General features: G+C 61.3%; 14 protein-coding genes, 1 tRNA gene and 3 pseudogenes. 9 read left to right on the plus strand and 9 right to left on the minus strand.

All coding sequences use genetic code 11. The annotated features are described in order from the left end of the window. Positions 1-7 precede the first annotated feature (7 nt). The 5 genes and pseudogenes from ACG873_RS30365 to ACG873_RS30385 all read right to left on the minus strand — a co-directional run bounded on the left by ACG873_RS30365 (position 8) and on the right by ACG873_RS30385 (position 3,926). A pseudogene (locus ACG873_RS30365) lies at positions 8-492 on the minus strand (UPF0262 family protein). A gap of 8 nt (positions 493-500) precedes the next feature. Next, the gene (hisD, locus tag ACG873_RS30370; protein WP_394889583.1) at positions 501-1,793 is read right to left on the minus strand and encodes a histidinol dehydrogenase; all 1,293 of its coding nucleotides are present in this window, start codon (positions 1,791-1,793) and stop codon (positions 501-503) included. Between the two features lie 6 nt (positions 1,794-1,799). Further along, entirely contained in the window at positions 1,800-2,237 is a 438-nt protein-coding gene (locus ACG873_RS30375) for a DUF2948 family protein (RefSeq protein WP_394889585.1), read from the minus strand. 86 nt (positions 2,238-2,323) lie between these two features. Continuing rightward, a complete protein-coding gene (gene murA / locus ACG873_RS30380; RefSeq protein WP_394889587.1) occupies positions 2,324-3,613 on the minus strand; it encodes a UDP-N-acetylglucosamine 1-carboxyvinyltransferase in 1,290 nt (429 codons plus the stop codon). Between the two features lie 124 nt (positions 3,614-3,737). Beyond that, positions 3,738-3,926 carry a hypothetical protein gene (locus ACG873_RS30385; protein WP_394893772.1) on the minus strand — a complete coding sequence of 63 codons (189 nt, stop codon included), beginning with the start codon at positions 3,924-3,926 and terminating at the stop codon, positions 3,738-3,740. Between the two features lie 149 nt (positions 3,927-4,075). On the opposite strand from ACG873_RS30385, the gene ACG873_RS30390 reads away from it, so the two are divergent. The 7 genes and pseudogenes from ACG873_RS30390 (at position 4,076) to ACG873_RS30420 (ending at position 12,224) form a co-directional block, all read left to right on the plus strand. Further along, a tRNA-Thr gene (locus ACG873_RS30390) sits at positions 4,076-4,150 on the plus strand. Between the two features lie 156 nt (positions 4,151-4,306). Next, positions 4,307-4,586, plus strand: a pseudogene (locus tag ACG873_RS30395) (TetR/AcrR family transcriptional regulator); the annotation flags it as partial. Positions 4,587-4,754: 168 nt separating this feature from the next. After that, positions 4,755-5,879: a peptidoglycan-binding domain-containing protein gene (locus tag ACG873_RS30400; RefSeq protein ID WP_394889588.1), complete on the plus strand. Its 1,125-nt coding sequence runs from the start codon at positions 4,755-4,757 to the stop codon at positions 5,877-5,879. A 541-nt stretch (positions 5,880-6,420) separates the two neighbouring features. Continuing rightward, entirely contained in the window at positions 6,421-8,370 is a 1,950-nt protein-coding gene (locus tag ACG873_RS30405; protein WP_394889589.1) for a PrkA family serine protein kinase, read from the plus strand. Positions 8,371-8,378: 8 nt separating this feature from the next. Beyond that, positions 8,379-9,689 carry a YeaH/YhbH family protein gene (locus ACG873_RS30410; RefSeq protein WP_394889590.1) on the plus strand — a complete coding sequence of 437 codons (1,311 nt, stop codon included), beginning with the start codon at positions 8,379-8,381 and terminating at the stop codon, positions 9,687-9,689. Between the two features lie 17 nt (positions 9,690-9,706). Beyond that, a complete protein-coding gene (locus tag ACG873_RS30415; protein WP_394889591.1) occupies positions 9,707-11,251 on the plus strand; it encodes a SpoVR family protein in 1,545 nt (514 codons plus the stop codon). Between the two features lie 298 nt (positions 11,252-11,549). Continuing rightward, positions 11,550-12,224 (plus strand): hypothetical protein, encoded by a 675-nt coding sequence (locus ACG873_RS30420; protein WP_394889592.1) that lies wholly within the window; start codon positions 11,550-11,552, stop codon positions 12,222-12,224. A 26-nt stretch (positions 12,225-12,250) separates the two neighbouring features. Here the strand turns inward: ACG873_RS30420 and ACG873_RS30425 are convergent, their stop codons facing one another. Further along, positions 12,251-13,270 carry a sulfate/molybdate ABC transporter ATP-binding protein gene (locus ACG873_RS30425; RefSeq protein ID WP_394889593.1) on the minus strand — a complete coding sequence of 340 codons (1,020 nt, stop codon included), beginning with the start codon at positions 13,268-13,270 and terminating at the stop codon, positions 12,251-12,253. Beyond that, a pseudogene (gene cysW, locus ACG873_RS30430) lies at positions 13,267-14,048 on the minus strand (sulfate ABC transporter permease subunit CysW). The gene ACG873_RS30425 and the pseudogene cysW overlap by 4 nt, the downstream one beginning before the upstream one ends. On the opposite strand from cysW, the gene ACG873_RS30435 reads away from it, so the two are divergent. Further along, the gene (locus ACG873_RS30435) at positions 13,968-14,180 is read left to right on the plus strand and encodes a hypothetical protein (RefSeq protein ID WP_394893832.1); all 213 of its coding nucleotides are present in this window, start codon (positions 13,968-13,970) and stop codon (positions 14,178-14,180) included. The pseudogene cysW and the gene ACG873_RS30435 sit on opposite strands and share 81 nt — an antisense overlap. Here the strand turns inward: ACG873_RS30435 and cysT are convergent. Together cysT and cysP are read right to left on the minus strand one after the other, a co-directional pair. Next, positions 14,162-14,983 (minus strand): sulfate ABC transporter permease subunit CysT, encoded by an 822-nt coding sequence (gene cysT, locus ACG873_RS30440; protein ID WP_394889595.1) that lies wholly within the window; start codon positions 14,981-14,983, stop codon positions 14,162-14,164. The two genes, ACG873_RS30435 and cysT, sit on opposite strands and share 19 nt — an antisense overlap. A gap of 82 nt (positions 14,984-15,065) precedes the next feature. Beyond that, the gene (gene cysP / locus ACG873_RS30445) at positions 15,066-16,052 is read right to left on the minus strand and encodes a thiosulfate ABC transporter substrate-binding protein CysP (protein ID WP_394889597.1); all 987 of its coding nucleotides are present in this window, start codon (positions 16,050-16,052) and stop codon (positions 15,066-15,068) included. A 257-nt stretch (positions 16,053-16,309) separates the two neighbouring features. Between cysP and modA the strand changes: the two genes are divergently transcribed. Beyond that, positions 16,310-17,113 (plus strand): molybdate ABC transporter substrate-binding protein, encoded by an 804-nt coding sequence (modA, locus tag ACG873_RS30450; RefSeq protein WP_394889598.1) that lies wholly within the window; start codon positions 16,310-16,312, stop codon positions 17,111-17,113. Positions 17,114-17,115: the final 2 nt, after the last annotated feature.

Here is a 17,115-nt window from a genome sequence, read left to right on the forward strand (position 1 = left end):
GTCAGGGTCAGCCCCGCCAGTGCAACACGCAGACCAGCGTGAATACGCGGCGTGCGGTATTGAAGTCGACGTCGATCTTGCCTGCCAGCCGATCCATGAGCGTCTGCGATCCTTCATTGTGCAGTCCGCGCCTGCCCATGTCGATCGCTTCGATCTGGCTAGAGTCGAGATGCGGATCGCGTCGTAGTAGCTCTCGCAGACCATGAAATAATCTTTGACGATGCGCCGGAACGGCGTCAGCGACAGGATGTGCGTGGCTACCGGAGAGCCGTCCTCGCGCGAGACCGCAAAGACGAGACGCGCGTCGACCAGCGACAGCTTCAGCCGGTAGGGACCGCAGCCATTGTCATCGACGGGTTGAAAGGTGTTTTCTTCGATCAGATCGAAGATCGCCACCGCCCGTTCGTGCTCGATGTCGGGCGTCGAGCGGCCGATGGATTCGTCGAGCTCGACGTCAATCAGCCTTGAGCGTTGCTCGTCGTTCCGCGCCATCCCATGCTCTAAATATTCAGCCGGATGGCGACGGAACGTCCGTGTGCCTCCAGCCCCTCGGCCTCGGCCAGAGCGATAGCCGCTGGCGCCAGCACGCGCAACTGCTCCGGCCCGAGCTTGAGGATCGAGGTGCGCTTCATGAAATCCAGCACCGACAGGCCGGACGAGAACCGCGCCGAACGCGCCGTCGGCAGGACGTGGTTCGAGCCGCCGACATAATCGCCGATGGCTTCCGGCGTGTGGCGTCCGAGAAACACCGCCCCGGCGTTGCGGATGTGCGGCAGGAAAGCTTCCGGATTCTCGATCGCCAGTTCGACATGCTCCGCCGCGATGCGGTTGATGAGCGGAACGGCGGCCTCGAGTGTCTCGACCCGGATGACAGCGCCAAAATCCCGCCAACTCGCGGCGGCGGTCTCGGCCCGCGGCAGCGATTTGAGTTGGCGCATGACCGCGCGTTCGACCGCGCTTGCTAGAGCAGGGTCGTCGGTGAGCAGGATCGACTGAGCAGCGGCATCGTGCTCGGCCTGGGCCAGGAGATCGGCTGCGATCCAGTCCGGATTGTTGTCGGCATCCGCCACGACGAGCACCTCCGACGGCCCTGCGATCATGTCGATGCCGACCGTACCGAACACCTGGCGCTTGGCCGCGGCGACATAGGCATTGCCCGGCCCGACGATCTTGGCGACCGGCCGGATCGTCTCGGTGCCATAGGCGAGGGCGGCTATGGCCTGCGCGCCGCCGACCCGGTAGATCTCGGAAACGCCGGCGAGATCGGCCGCGACCAGCACGAGCGGATTGATTGCGCCGCCTGGCGCCGGCACCACCATCACGACACGCTCGACGCCTGTGACGAGCGCCGGGATCGCATTCATCAGCACCGAACTCGGATAGGATGCGGTGCCGCCAGGAACATAGAGTCCTACAGCCTCGACCGCAGTCCACCGCGAGCCGAGCTCGACGCCCGCCGGGTCCGTATAGCGATCGTCGGCCGGACGCTGACGCTCGTGATGCGCCTGGATCCGGTGGCGCGCGAACTTCAGCGCCTCGATGGTCCCGGCGTCGGCTTCGCCATAGGCCTTGGCGATTTCGGCTTTGGATACAGCGATGCCGAGGCTGCGCAGGTCGCAGCCGTCGAATTTCTGCGCATAATCGACCAGCGCCTCGTCGCCTCTCGCCCGGACATCGGCAATGATGGCTGCCACGTCGCTTGCGACATCCGGGGAAGCCTCGCGCTTGATTGTCAGGAAGGCCGCGAAGCGTTCCTCGAAATCGGCGTCGGACTGGTTGAGCGTGATGGCCATATGCACTCAGACTTTGTGGTACGGGCGCGACGATGCCTGCCAGGCGCCGCCGAGATCGGCGAGGCGCGCCTCCACGCATTCGACATCGAGCATGATCGCGCCGCCGCCGGCGAAGATCAGCTCGACGATACCGGCCGGCGCATCCATCGGCACGAAGCTTACGGCGAGCAGCGACAGGATATCGGCTGGCCGGTCGCGCGCGATGCCGCTGGTTTTGGCATTGAGCACGCGGTCGAAATGCAGCACGCTGTTGCGCCGCTGCGGACGCGGCCGGAAGAAGAAGCCCGATTTGCCTTCCCAAACGAAGCGGTTCATCGGCACGATGAAGCGCTTCAGCGACGGCAGGAATTCGAGGTCGCCGACCTTCATGATGGCGTCCTGGACATGCGCCGACACGATTTTCAGATCCTCTTCGTCGAGGGCGACAAGTTTCAACTGGTCCATGTCCCAACCCTGTGGAAGGTGATCGCGCCTGCCGCCTTGTTAGGCGGTCTTGGCGGAGCGCGCAACGGAGGCGAGAGCCTCGGCTGCTAGGAGGATAGGCGCTCGATGGTCGCGCCGCAGCCGGAGAGCTTCTCCTCCAGCCGTTCAAACCCGCGGTCGAGATGGTAGACGCGGTTGACCACCGTCTCGCCTTCCGCCGCCAGGCCGGCGATCACCAGCGAAACGGAGGCGCGCAGATCGGTCGCCATCACCGGTGCGCCCTTCAACCTCGGCACGCCGTCGACGATCGCGGTTTGTCCGGCCAGCGTGATGCGCGCGCCGAGCCGGGCGAGTTCCTGCACATGCATGAAGCGGTTCTCGAAGATCGTCTCGGTGATCCGCGACTTCCCTTCGGCCATGGTCATCAACCCCATGAACTGAGCCTGCAGATCGGTCGGGAAGCCCGGGAACGGTTCGGTGGTCACGTCAACCGGCATTATGCCTGAGCCGTTGCGCCTGACGCGTATGCCGGAATTGACCGGGATGATTTCGGTCCCTGTCTGCGCGATTACGTCGAGCGCTCCCTGCAACAGGTCGGCGCGCGCGCCTTCGAGGATCACGTCGCCGCCGGCCATGGCGACCGCCATGGCGTAGGTGCCCGTCTCGATGCGGTCGGGAATTACCTGATGGCGTGCCCCCGACAGTGAATCGACGCCGTCGATCACGATCGTCGACGTGCCGGCGCCGGATATTCTCGCGCCCATGGCGTTGAGGCAATCGGCGAGATTGACGATCTCGGGCTCGCGTGCCGCGTTTTCCAGCACCGTCTCGCCCTTGGCGAGCGACGCCGCCATCATCAGCACATGGGTCGCGCCGACGGATACTTTGGGGAATATATAGCGGTTCCCGGTGAGACGTCCGTTCGTCTTGGCGATGACATAGCCGTTCTCGACGTCGATCCGCGCGCCGAGCGCCTGCAGGCCTTCGAGAAACAGATCGACCGGGCGCGTGCCGATCGCGCAGCCGCCGGGCAGCGACACTTTCGCCTCGCCCATGCGGGCAAGCAGCGGTCCGATCACCCAGAAGCTGGCGCGCATCTTCGACACCAATTCATAGGGCGCGGTGGTGTCGACGATGCTGCGCGCCGTGAAATTGACGGTGCGCGAATAGCCTTCGATCTGGCGCTCGCGGCGGCCGTTGACGGAATAGTCGACGCCGTGATTTCCGAGAATGCGTATCAACTGTTCCACATCGGCGAGATGCGGCACATTTTCGAGCGTCAGCGTGTCGTCGGTCAGGAGCGACGCTATCATCAAGGGCAGCGCCGCGTTCTTCGCGCCCGAGATCGGGATACGGCCATTGATCCGGTTGCCGCCGACAATTCTGATGCGATCCATGAAATTCACTTCTCCGGGGATTTCCCCGGCTGTTGATCGTTGCCCGAATGGCCCGTCTAGACCATAGCGTAAATCGGTTCAAGGAATAGGACTTGCCCTCGGCCTCTGCATCCGGACAGCAGCTTCACCCGTCCGTTTCCGATTGACCCGCGGCCGCCGCGATGCCCTCGGGCCGGCTGTCGGCCTCGCCTGTTCGGCGCGAGCGTGCCTGCGCCTTGCGCTTCTGGAGATTGGCGCGCAATTCTTCGGCGAGCCGTTTCTTGCGGTCGAGGTTCGCTGCCGTTTCGCTGCTGGCGGATGATTTCGGCTTCATCGGACTGGTTTCGTCGTCGGTGTGCTTCACAGCCATTGAAATACGCATCATTGTGGCCGTGCAATGTCGAAAAAACAGCGGTTCGAAACTCGCCGCACATAACTTGCGCTTGCCGGATTGATATGGCAGAAGTCCGCCGCACTCGGAAAGCTGCGGTAGCTCAGTGGTAGAGCACTCCCTTGGTAAGGGAGAGGTCGAGAGTTCAATCCTCTCTCGCAGCACCAGCCTAACCCCAATGAAATCATTGACCCGACTTAACAAGGCCTTCCGTCCGTGATGTCACAAAGCAGGCGGAAAATGGCTGCCAAAATTTGCAAAAACTGCTAGACCGCGGTCGCGGCCTTGAGGCCAAAATCTCCGTCGCCGAACGAAAGGCGATGCAGGGGCGCGAGATGCCGAGCGTTCGCCGCCCTCGCTGGTTCACCCGATCTGGAAACCGTCAAGCGCGACTATCAACTGGCCTTTATCGAGAAGTGCCGGAAGGCGCTGGCCTCTTTCATTGGGCCGCGAGGCATTGCGCAAGCCGGATTCTGGGCCATGCTTGGAGTTGCCGACGCCCTGTCTCATGCTGCCGTGACCGGCGAGATTATGGCCCGACAAGCAGAGGACGAGCTCTTCGAAACAATTGTCGCAATGGTCGACCGAAGCACACGCCGGTAGGCTGAGCAATCAATGCATTAAGCTGCTACACAGCAGCCGGCATTGTCTTCCCGCTTGTTTTCCTGGGCGCATTCGGTCAACATGGGTTTGCACGCGAATTCGTATAGACTGGCAGTGCTTGTGCGGCTCGACTTGAGAACTGAGCCCGCGTTGCTTTGGGGGCAGCTGATGAGGCGCATGCGTTGCTACTGTTTTGATCAGAGCTGCCGCGCGACCGCTCCCCGCGTCGAGTCGGATAATCAGGTTGCCTTGCCCGTCGTGGTCGGCCGTTCCGTGGGGCAGGGCGGGGCCAACGTCAGCAATGATGTTCTCACCATCCAGCAGGCGCTGAATGCGGTCGACACCAGTCAGGGCGGGCCGACTCCGCGCCTGGCAACGGATGGCTTGATCGGTCCGTTGACGCGCGCGGCGATCGGAAGATTCCAGAAGCAGAACATCAGTTTCGTCGATTTCCGCATCGACCCGAACGGGCCGACGATTCAGGCGCTCAATCGCGTTCTGGGGGCTTCGCCCCAAATCTTGGCGAGCGGATCATCGAGATCCCTCGCGCCCGGCAGCGGCGTCGGCCAGACTGTGCCGCCCGCGCCGACCTTCAATGTCACGGATGAGATGATGGAGCGGGTGTTCAAAGAGATCCTGCCCATCTCGCGGGCCTGCGTGACTAGCGCGCTGCGCACGCTGAATGCGGCGAAAGCGATGGGCACAATCGAATCACCGGCCCAGACGCTCGTGCGCAAGCACTTCGCGGTTCAGCTCAGCGATCCGCCGCCGCCGGATTTCGCGCTGATCGAGCGCACCTTTCGCGCCATCGATCGCACGCTCTCGCTCGCCACCGTGATCCCCGAGCAGATTTTCATCAAATTCCCGTTCACGCTCTCCAATGGCGAGATGGCGAAAACCCGCACGCTGGCGCTCGCGCTTTCAAACGGCATCGCCGAGCGCGGCCAGACCGTTACGCTCGAACGGGAGGATGGCACATCCGCCACGCTGCGGGCGGATGCGGTGGTGCTGCTGCCGGTCTATTTCTTCGCGTCGAGCGACCTGCAGGTCGGCACGCTCATCCACGAACTCGGGCATTTTGTGGGGGGCCGGATGGCGATCCCGATTGCATCGACGATCCGCCGGGAAAATCGTCGGGCGATGCCTCCCTCGCACAATTGCCGCCGCAGCGGCGGCCGCGCATCGCGGAGTGCTACGCGCTGTTCGCCTTCGAGGCGCATTTCGGACGTAGCATGTTTCGCGCGCTGCTCAAGTTCTGAGGTGGGCCGGCACGCTGACGATTGCCCCCGGTGATCCTATGACGCAATACAACAGCGCCTGCATCTATTCGCGGCTCATTCGACCAAGATCACCTACGGCACCTAAGCCAGTCGCCTAGCATCCAATCCCAGGCACAAGAAATCATGTAAAACATCGGCAGATGTGACGCGTTGTCCCCGAACAACTGTGCCCGCTTTTTGTCCCGTCACAACGTCACAAAACGCTCTACCAAATCATTGTTTTTAAAGATAAATTTTTGAATTCAATCCTCCCTCGTAGGACCATATTGTCCTGAGACAATCAGCCATGTGCTGATTGAATGAACGCCGATGGCGATCTCCGAAGGCCTGCCTTCAGGCCGCTGCTCGGGGCAATATGCGAAACCTTTGAAGCCTGTTGCCGAGAGATTCGACAGTTATCGGACTCCATCGCCGCGACTCATGGTAACATCAAAGTCAGAGAGTCGGGCTCGCGAAATTGGGCTCTCCGCGATGTGAAGGAACCACAAAGCCAGTCCGGCAGTTGAAGATAAGCTGGCCGCAGACAACCAGACCAGCCAATGCGCGAGGGTGTCATGCAAGGGAAAACATCCGACGTCTTCGATCTGTTTTCGGAGATTTACACGGATACGGCTCGAGAGGAGATGAGCCTTCAGCAATATCTCCTCGCCTGTTGCGAGGACAGTTCAATGTATGCCTCCGCTCCCGAGCGGATGGTCGCGGCGATAGGCGAACCTAACCTGGTCGACACCAGCAAGGACGAACGGCTCGGCCGCATTTTTGCGAACAGGACGATCAAGATTTATCCTTCGTTCGCCGACTTCTACGGCATGGAAGATACGATCGAGCGCATCGTCGGCTATTTCCGCTACGCCTCGCAGGGCCTGGAGGAGCGTAAGCAGATCCTCTATCTTCTAGGCCCCGTCGGCGGCGGCAAATCGTCGCTCGCCGAGCGGCTGAAGAAGCTCATGGAGCAGCGCCCGATCTACACGCTGAAGGTCGCCAACGAGATCAGCCCGGTCTTCGAATCGCCGCTCGGGCTTTTCAATCCGGATCGCATGGGCGACCTCCTGGAGGAAAAATACGGCATCGCGCGCCGGCGGCTGAACGGCCTGATCTCGCCCTGGGCGGCCAAGCGGCTGGATGAGTTGAAGGGCGATATTTCCAAATTCAGCGTCGTCAAGCTGACGCCCTCCCGGCTGCGCCAGATCGGCATCGCCAAGACCGAACCGGGCGACGAAAACAACCAGGACGTCTCCGCCCTGGTCGGGAAGGTCGATATCCGCAAGCTGGAGGATTTCAGCCAGTCCGATCCCGACGCCTACTCCTACAGCGGCGGCCTGAACCGGACGACCCAAGGCTTGCTGGAATTTGTCGAGATGTTCAAAGCGCCGATCAAGGTGCTGCACCCGCTGCTGACGGCAACGCAGGAAGGCAGCTACAACGGCACTGAAAGCTTCGGGGCCTTCCCCTATCAGGGTATAGTCGTTGCCCACTCCAACGAGTCGGAATGGCTGCAGTTCAAGAACAACAAGAACAACGAGGCGTTCCTCGACCGCATACTGGTGGTCAAGGTGCCCTATTGCCTGCGGGTCACGGAAGAGAGGCACATCTACGAAAAGCTGCTGCGCGAGAGCGAACTGGCCAACAGCCCCTGCGCTCCGGAGGTGCTGGACATTCTCAGCCGGTTCACCGTCTCGACGCGCCTCGCCGAACACGACAATTCGCCGCTTTATACCAAGCTGCGGGTCTATGACGGCGAGAATCTTAAGGAAATCGACCCGAAAGCCAAGTCGGTACAAGAATACCGCGATGCAGCAGGTGTCGACGAGGGCATGACCGGCGTCAGCACGCGCTTCGCCTTCAAGATACTATCGCAGACGTTCAACTACGACACTGAGGAAGTGGCCGCCGATCCGGTGCACCTGATGTACATATTGGAGCAGGCGATTAGGCGCGAGCAGTTCCCGAAGGAAGCCGAGGCTGCCTATCTCGACTTCATCAAGTCGGAACTGGCTACGCGCTATGCCGAGTTCATCGGCCACGAGATCCAGAAGGCCTATCTGGAATCCTACAGCGAATACGGCCAGAACCTGTTCGACCGGTATATCGCCTATGCCGACGCCTGGATTGAGGACCAGGACTACAAGGATCCCGATACCGGCCAGAACCTAAATCGCGAGGTGCTGGACAACGAACTGTCGCAGATCGAAAAGCCGGCCGGCATCGCCAACCCCAAGGACTTCCGCAATGAGGTCGTGAAGTTCACCTTGCGCGCGCGGGCCAGGAATAATGGGCGCAACCCGTCATGGACGAGCTACGAAAAGCTGCGCGAAGTCATCGAGAAGCGCATGTTCGGGCAGGTCGAGGATCTGCTTCCGGTGATCAGCTTCGGCTCCAAGCAGGACGGCGTAACGGAGAAGCGGCACACCGAATTCGTGCAGCGGATGGTCGGGCGCGGCTACACCAAGCGTCAGGTCCGTCGGCTGGTTGACTGGTACATGCGCGTAAACAAGGCGGGTTGAAGCCGGCCATGCCGATCTTCATCGACCGCCGATTGAACCCGAAGGACAAGAGCCTCGGCAACCGCCAGCGCTTTCTGCGCCGGGCGCGCGAAGAGCTCAAGCGAAGCATCAGGGATCAGATTAGGACCGGCAAGATTTCCGACGTCGACGCCGCACATTCGGTTTCGATGCCCGCCAGGGGCACCGGGGAGCCGAGGTTCGACGACGCGAAGGACAGCGGCCGGCGACAGCATGTCTTGCCGGGAAACAAGCATTTCGCCCCGGGCGACCGTATCTCGAAGCCCGGCCAAGGCGGCTCGATTTCAAGCGGGCCGACCAAGAGAATTTCGGAAGACGATTTCCGTTTTGTGCTTTCGCGGGAGGAAGTGCTCGATCTTTTCTTCGAGGATCTCGAACTCCCGGACATGGTCAAGCTCAATCTGAAGGAGATTGTAGCATTCAGGCCGCGCCGGGCGGGCTTTGCCGTGACCGGCTCTGCAACCAACATCAATGTCGGGCGCACCATGCGCCACAGCCATGGCCGCCGCATCGCGCTGAAGCGTCCCAAACGAGAGGAAGTGGAGGCGGTGAAGCAAGAGCTTGCAGTGCTCGAATCGGCCCCGCCCAGCGCGGCCGCACGCCTGCGAATTGCTGAATTGCGGGAGGAACTTGAACGGCTGGAACGCCGGCGCAGGCTGATCGCCTTTGTCGATCCGGTCGACATCCGCTTCAATCGCTTCGACCCCCAGCCCGTGCCGAACGCCAATGCGGTCATGTTCTGTCTCATGGATGTGTCGGGCTCGATGGGCGAGCGCGAGAAGGATCTGGCCAAACGGTTCTTCGTGCTGCTTCACCTTTTTCTGAAGCGCCGCTACGACCGCACCGAAATCGTTTTCATCCGCCACACGCACGAGGCGCAGGAAGTGGATGAAGAAACGTTCTTCTACAGCACGCAAAGCGGCGGCACGGTTGTTTCCACTGCGCTGGAGGAGATGCGTCGTATCATCGACAAGCGGTATCCCAGCAGCGAATGGAACATCTATGCCGCCCAGGCATCGGATGGCGACAATTTTGTCACGGATTCCGAGCACTGCATTGCTCTTCTCGATGGCGAAATCATGCGACTGTGTCAGTATTTCGCATATGTCGAGATCATCGACGAACGCGAGAGCCACATCTTCGGCTCCACCGACAACGGCACCTCGCTGTGGCGGGCCTACAGCACCGTCGAGGACAAATGGCGGAACTTCCAGATGAGCCGCATCGCCAAAGCCGCCGACATTTATCCCGTCTTCCGCCAGCTCTTCACGAAGCAGCCCGCCGTTCAAAAGAGCGGGTAAGTGTAAGGTCGATCTCGATGGAAACAGGCAAATCCGGTTTGCTGTTCCCGGGCTCCGACTGGGATTTCGCAACGCTGTCGCGCGCCCACGACGCCATCGAGAAGATCGCGACCGAAGAGCTTCATCTTGACGTCTACCCGGTGCAGATGGAGATCATTTCGTCCGAGCAGATGCTCGACGCGTATTCTTCGATCGGCATGCCGCTGATGTACCGCCACTGGTCCTTCGGCAAGCATTTCATCTACCAGGAACTGCTGTATCGCAAGGCCGGCCGCGGCCTCGCCTACGAGTTGGTCATCAACTCCAATCCCTGCATCGTCTACCTGATGGAAGAGAACACCATGGCCCTGCAGGCTCTGGTGACCGCGCACGCCGCCTTTGGGCATAATCATTTCTTCAAGAACAACTATCTGTTCCGGCAGTGGACGGATGCGGGCGCGATCCTGAGCTATATGGATTTCGCCAAGAGCTACATCGCGCGCTGCGAGGAACGCCACGGCCTGGCGGCGGTGGAGGAGATCCTCGATGCGGCGCACGCATTGATGGAACAGGGGGTGTTCAGATATAGGCGCCCGCCGAAACTGTCGTCGGAAAAGCAGCGCGAAGGCCTTCGCGAGCGCCTGGAATATGAGGAGCGGTCCTTTAACGATCTGTGGCGGACCGTTCCAAGGCTGAAGGCCGCGGGCCAGGCCGACGAGACGGAATCCAAAATGGCGGAGCGGAAGAAATCGCTCAACCTGCCCGAAGAGAATCTACTCTATTTCCTCGAGAAGAACAGCCTGATCCTCGAGCCTTGGCAGCGCGAGATCCTCAGGATCGTCCGGGTCATCGCACAGTATTTTTATCCGCAGCGGCAGACGCAGGTGATGAACGAAGGCTGCGCCACCTTCGTGCACTACACTATCATGAATACGCTCTTCGAGCGGGGCCAGATCAGCGAAGGCGCCATGCTCGAAATCCTGCGCAGCCATTCGAACGTGGTCTTCCAGCCGGCCTTCGACGATCCGCGCTATTCGGGCATCAATCCGTATGCGCTCGGCCTCGACCTGATGCAGGATATCCAGCGCATATCGATGAAACCGACCGCCGAGGACCGAGATTGGTTTCCCGACATCGCGGGTAACGGCGACTGGCGCGAAACCCTGCTCGACGCCTGGGCCAATCATCGCGACGAGTCCTTCATCCGCCAGTATTTGAGTCCGACCCTGATACGGAAATGGCGGCTTTTCGTGCTTGCCGACGCTGCGAACGAACCGCACTATGAAGTTGCATCGATTCACAACGAACGGGGATACGAGAAGATACGCTCAGCCCTCGCCGACAGCTATGATATCGGGGTGAGCCGATCGGACATCCAGGTCGTCGATCTGGATCTCCTCGGCGATCGCCATCTCCGGCTGCAGCACAAGGTTCGAGACGGCATCGTGCTGGAGGAAAGCAGTCGCGACGCAACGCTGCGCCATATCCGCAAGCTTTGGGGCTACGATGTCAGCCTGGTGGGGGTCGATGCAGAAACGGGCGCTGCGGTCTACGAGTGTTCGACAAGCCAGATTGGAGAGTGACCGGCGATTCGCTGCAAACCGGAAGCGATAAATCCAGGCGGTGAAGCCGACGGCCCATCAATCCGACCGTAGCTCGCGCGCAGAATGGCGGGACATTCTGCAATATTCCCCAGCATGGCCATCCGATCTTTTCGAAAACCGTGCGGTTACGTGCATCCATTTCCGGCGACACCGTGTCGAAACAATCGGTCTCTATTGGAACGCCAGACAACGATTTGCATTCGGCTCGCGCGTAAAACGCTGCGACAACGTCCCTCCCTGAAGGTTGATCATCATCATGTCGAACCAGGACATCAGCATGGAAATGCAGCCCGCCGCGATGGCGCCGGAAGGGGTTCAACTGGCGCTCCGCAGGCTCGCTTTGATTTCGGTGCTTGCAATAGCATTGGGATTTACGATGCAATCCCTGATTCTCGCCACCAAGCTCGTGAGCGGCGGAGTCTTCCCCGGCTCGCTGTTTTTGGTCGACCTTGCCCAAGGCGTCGCCTGGTCCTTTTTCGTCTGCGCGGGAGTGGGGATCGGAGTGTCGCTTTCGAAGGCAAGGGCGGCCTTGGCCGGTCTCATCGCCATGATCTTCGCGCCTATTGCGGTGGCCGCGGCCAAATCGAGCCAGAAGGTCATGGCGGGCCTGATCGGCGCCGCCGATCAGCCTGCCGCCCTGTCGCTCGCCACCATCAGCGTGCTGCGCGCCGTCGAGTATGGCATTCTCGGTTGGGCCCTGGCCTCTTTCGCTCGCAAGGGCGTGGAACGGCCTTTGCCGTATTTCGGTGCGGGATCGGCGGTCGGGGTGCTTTTCGGCGGCGGCATCGCCGCTCTGAGCTATTACGCCGCGGTGACGAATGGACTGAATCCGGGTCTTCCGAAGGTAGCATCGACGATCGTCAACGAGGTGCTCTCGCCGATAGGCTGTTCGCTGGTCATTTACTTCGGGCTGGTGATAGGCCGGAACCTGAAAGCCATATATCCACAGTGATCATTGCCTGCAATTTGCATGCACTATCACGTGGAAAACACCCGGGCGCGTTCGATCGTGATGAACCCATTGTCGCGCGGCGCAATCAGCGTTTCAGGAGGCACATCGACCTCGACCGTCTCCCCGGCTGTGGTCGCTGCTAGAATCCGGCGCCCGTCCGGCCGATCGATCACTCGCGTCACAGTGGCTGGGATTCCGCCGCCGGACCGCGACCAGCCGAGATCCCCCGGCCGTAGATAGACTTCCGCTGGTCCGTCGGGATAGCCCGGCGCGTCGAGTTCGGTTTCGCCAATTCTGGCTTTCCCGCCGTTTACGACTGCCGGCAAACGGTTGGTGTCGCCAAGGAACGTCATGACGAATGCGGAATTGGGGCTGCGGCAAACCGCTTCCGGAGTCCCCTGCTGGACGATCTTTCCCCCGTTCAGGATCACCACACGGTCGGCCAGATCAAGCGCCTCCTCCTGATCGTGGGTGACGAACAGCGTGGTGATGCCGAGTTCGTCGTGGATTTCGCGCAGCCACCGGCGCAGGTCGCGCCGCACATTGGCGTCGAGTGCGCCGAAGGGTTCGTCCAGCAGCAGCACCTTGGGATCGACGGCCAGAGCGCGCGCGAGCGCAACACGCTGTCGCTGGCCGCCGGAAATCTGCGTGGGAAAGCGGTTGCCGAGACCGTCGAGCTTGACCAACCGCAACAGGTCGGCGACCCGAGCCTCGATCTCGGCCTTGGCGCGCTTGACTTTCGAAACCTTCATGCCGAAAGCGACGTTTTCGGCGACCGTCATATGCGGAAAAAGCGCATAATGCTGGAAGACGAAGCCGACGCCCCGGTCCCGCACGGGTATGTCCGTCGCATCCTGGTCGCCGAAATAGATTTGGCCGGCGTCGGCATATTCCAGCCCGGCCACCATTCGCAGGATCGTCGTCTTGCCCGACCCGGAAGGACCGAGCAGCGCGACGAGTTCGCCGCTCTCTATGTCGAGCGATACCCCGTGGACGGCGCGAAACGTTTCGAAAGTCTTGGCGACATTGTCGAGGCGGATTTTCATGACGGCTTCTCCGCGGCGGTTATTGCCGGTGCTGCCAGCGACGGCCGGCCGGCGCGCCCGGCGCCGCGGCGTTCGAGCAGGACCTTGGCGACGATGGTTACGACAGCGAGCACGGCCAGGATCGACGAAGCCGCAAAGGCTCCGACCGTCTGGTAGTCGTGATAGAGCAGTTCGATGTGAAGCGGCAGCGTATTTGTCTGGCCGCGTATGTTGCCGGAGACCACCGAGACCGCGCCGAATTCACCCATGACGCGGGCGTTGCAGAGCACCACGCCGTAAAGCAGCGCCCAGCGGATGTTGGGCAGCGTCACCGAGAAGAACGTCCGCCAGCCGGATGCTCCCAGCGAGGTCGCAGCCTCTTCGAGATCGCGGCCCTGCGCCTGCATCAGCGGGATCAGTTCGCGCGCGACGAAGGGCGCGGTGACGAACATCGAGGCGAGAACGATGCCGGGAAGAGCGAACAGGATCTTGACCTCGGCTGCCTGAAGCGCGGGCCCGAAAATCCCCTGGAGACCGTAGACGAAGAGGTAGGCGACGCCGGCGACGATGGGCGAGATCGAGAATGGTATCTCGATGACGACGAGAAGGAACCGCTTTCCCAAAAATCGAACTTGGAGATGGCCCATGCGGCCGCGATGCCGAATACCGTATTGAGAGGAACCGCGATGAGGGCGGTCGCAACGGTCAGGAAGATGGCGTGCCGTGTGTCGGGATGCGCGATCGTCTCGGAAAAGACCCCGATGCCGAGCGAGAAGGCCTGCACGCCGATCACGATCATCGGCGCAAGGATCAGCAGGGCGCCCACGAGCAGGACTATGGCGACGAGCGAACGCCGGAATACGGGCGCGTCGCCGACGCGCGGCGGCCGGCCTGGCCCGTGCCTGACCATCCTCAGCTCCTCGCCGTGTAGCGCAGCGCCCGCGCCTGAAGCAGGTTGGTCGCCGCCAGCATCACGAATGCGGTGACGAGCAGCACCGAGGCGATGGCTGCGGCGGCTTGGTAGTCGTATTCCTCGAGCCGTATGAAGGCCAGGAGAGCGGTTATCTCTGTCTCGAACGGTTGGTTGCCCGCGATGAAGATGATGGCGCCGAATTCGCCGAGGCTGCGGGCGAAAGACAGCGAAAGCCCGGCGAGCAGGGCAGGTGCGAGCAGGGGCAGGATGACGCGCAGGAAAATGGCGCCGTCACGGCCGCCAAGCGACTGCGCAGCTTCCTCAAGCGCCGGATCCAAATCCTCCAGCACCGGCTGCACGGTCCGGACGATGAACGGCAGGCTGGTGAAGGACATGGCGATCATTATGCCGAGGGGCGTGTAGGCGACCTTGATGCCCAGATCGCCGAGCAGCGAACCCAGCCATCCATTGGGAGCAAAGAGCGTCGTCAGCGCGATCCCGGCGACGGCGGTGGGGAGCGCAAAGGGCAGATCGACGATTGCATCTACCAAACGGTGGCCCGGAAAGCGGTAGCGGACCAGAATCCAGGCGAGCGCCAACCCGAACACCAGATTGAAAGCCGTCGCCCCGAGCGCCGCAAGAATCGTGACGCGATAACTAGCGACCGCGCGCGCCGAGGATACGATGCGCCAATAGTCTTCGGGACCAAGGCTCGCCGCCTTGAAGACAAGCGCGCCAAGCGGCAGCACGACGATCAGCCCGACATAGAGCAGGGTTATGCCGAGCGACAGCGGCAACCCGGGTAGAACGCGGCGTTTCACAAACTCGATCTCTTTCAACAGCAAAAGCGAACAGGCCGGCAGGGTTCGCCTGCCGGCCTTGAACATCAATAGCGCGCAGCCGTCAACGTTCGCCGTAGATTTGGTCTAATAGCGCTCCGGAAGCGAAGTGCTCCTCCTGGATTTTGTCCCAGCCGCCAAAGACATCCTCGACCGTGACGAGCCGCACTTCGGGAAACTTGTCCTTGAATTGGGCGGCGACCGCCTGGTCATTCACCCGGTTGCCATTCTCGGCGAGGATCTTCTGCCCTTCCGGAGTGTAGAGAAAATCCAGATAGGCTTTCGCCAGTTCGCGCGATCCGCGCTGGTCCACCACTTTGTCCACGATTGCGACGGGAAACTCGGCCAGAAGGCTTACCGAAGGCGTCACCGCTTCGAACTTGTCCTCGCCGAATTCCTTGCGGATGCCGGTCGTTTCGGATTCGAAGGTGATCAGCACGTCGCCGATTTCACGCTCGACGAACGTCGTGGTGGCCGCGCGTCCGCCGGTGTCGAACACCGGCACATTGTCGAACAGTTTATCGATGAATTCGGCAACCTTCGCCGGATCGTCCTTGTAAGCCTCCCTGGCGTAGGCCGTGGCGGCGAGATAGGTGTAGCGGGCATTGCCTGAGGTCTTCGGATTGGGGAAGATCACCTTCACATCGTCGCGAACGAGATCGTTCCAGTCCTTGATATTTTTCGGGTTTCCGGCGCGCACAAGGAAGGACGGCAGCGAATAGAATGGCGACGCTTTGTTGGCGAAATCCTTCTGCCAGTCTTCCGACACGAAGCCGTTCTTGACCAGGAAGGCGATGTCGGTGACCTGGTTGAAAGTAACCGCATCCGCTTCCAGCCCCTCCACGATGGCGCGCGCCTGCTTGGACGTGCCTGCATGCGACTGGTCGATAGTCACGCCGGGATGGGCAGCGACGAATGCCTCGTTCACCTGGACGAACAATTCGCGTGCCACATCGTAGGAGGCGTTGAGGAGCTTGTCGGCCGACTGCGAGTTTACTGAACTTGCGAGAAATGCGGCGAGAGCCGCTCCGACAAGCAGAAGGCGTTTCATGGAATTCTCCTGGAGTTGGGTAATTCTGTTCTGTTCAAAATAGGCGGCATTTGCCGATTGCGAGAGGCAGCCGTCACCCGGCGCGACGAAGCGGATGAAATTTTCATCTCCAAATAGCGCCTCCATGGGAATTATTAACTAGCGCCGCGCGCCCGGCCGGTCGGGCGCGGCGACAGGGTGGTTGTATTCCTCTGGATATATCGCTTGACTTCCCGTAGGTTCCGGCAAGAGGCAATGACCGCTGTAGGGAGTTCGGGATGTCGCCGCATATTTGTCCGGGATGGCGATTTGCAGCTCTGATCGGCATGCTGGTAGCGGTGCTTGTGACCGCGCCGGCCGCATACCCTTCCGACAGGGTGGTCGTGTTCGCGGCCACTAGCCTCAAGAATGCGCTCGACGCCGTCAGCGAGGCTTGGCAAACCGAAACAGGCAAGGCGGCGACTGTTTCCTACGCCGCGAGCTCCGCCCTCGCCAGACAGATCGAACAGGGCGCTCCCGCCGACATCTTCGTCTCGGCCGATCACGACTGGATGAATTATTTGGCTGAGGCCGGGCTGATCAGGCCTGGCTCCTCGTCCAACCTGCTCGGCAACCGTATTGTCCTGATCGCCGCCGCTGGCTCAGCCGTCGAAACGAACATAGAGCCGGATTTCCCGCTCGCTGATCTTCTCGTCGGCGGCAGGCTGGCAATGGCAGACGTGAAGGCAGTGCCCGCCGGCAAATACGGCAAGGCGGCGCTCGAAAAACTCGGCGTTTGGGCCGAGGTCGAGGCCAGTGTGGCCCAGGCGGAAAATGTGCGCGCAGCGCTCAAACTTGTCGCGACGGGCGAGGCGCCGCTCGGCATCGTTTACCAGACCGACGCGGTTGCGGAACCGACGGTGAGGGTGGTCGGGCTCTTTCCCGAAGATACACATCCGCCGATCGTCTATCCGGTCGGAATTACCGCGGACTCCAGCAATCCGGACGCAATGGAGTTCGCAAAGTATCTGCGATCCGCCGAGGCGAGGCGACTGTTCGAGGCGCAGGGCTTCACCGTGCTCGCTCCTGTCGTCTCCAACTAGCA

The organism is Allomesorhizobium aridi (genome assembly GCF_043769475.1).
Lineage (GTDB): Bacteria > Pseudomonadota > Alphaproteobacteria > Rhizobiales > Rhizobiaceae > Allomesorhizobium.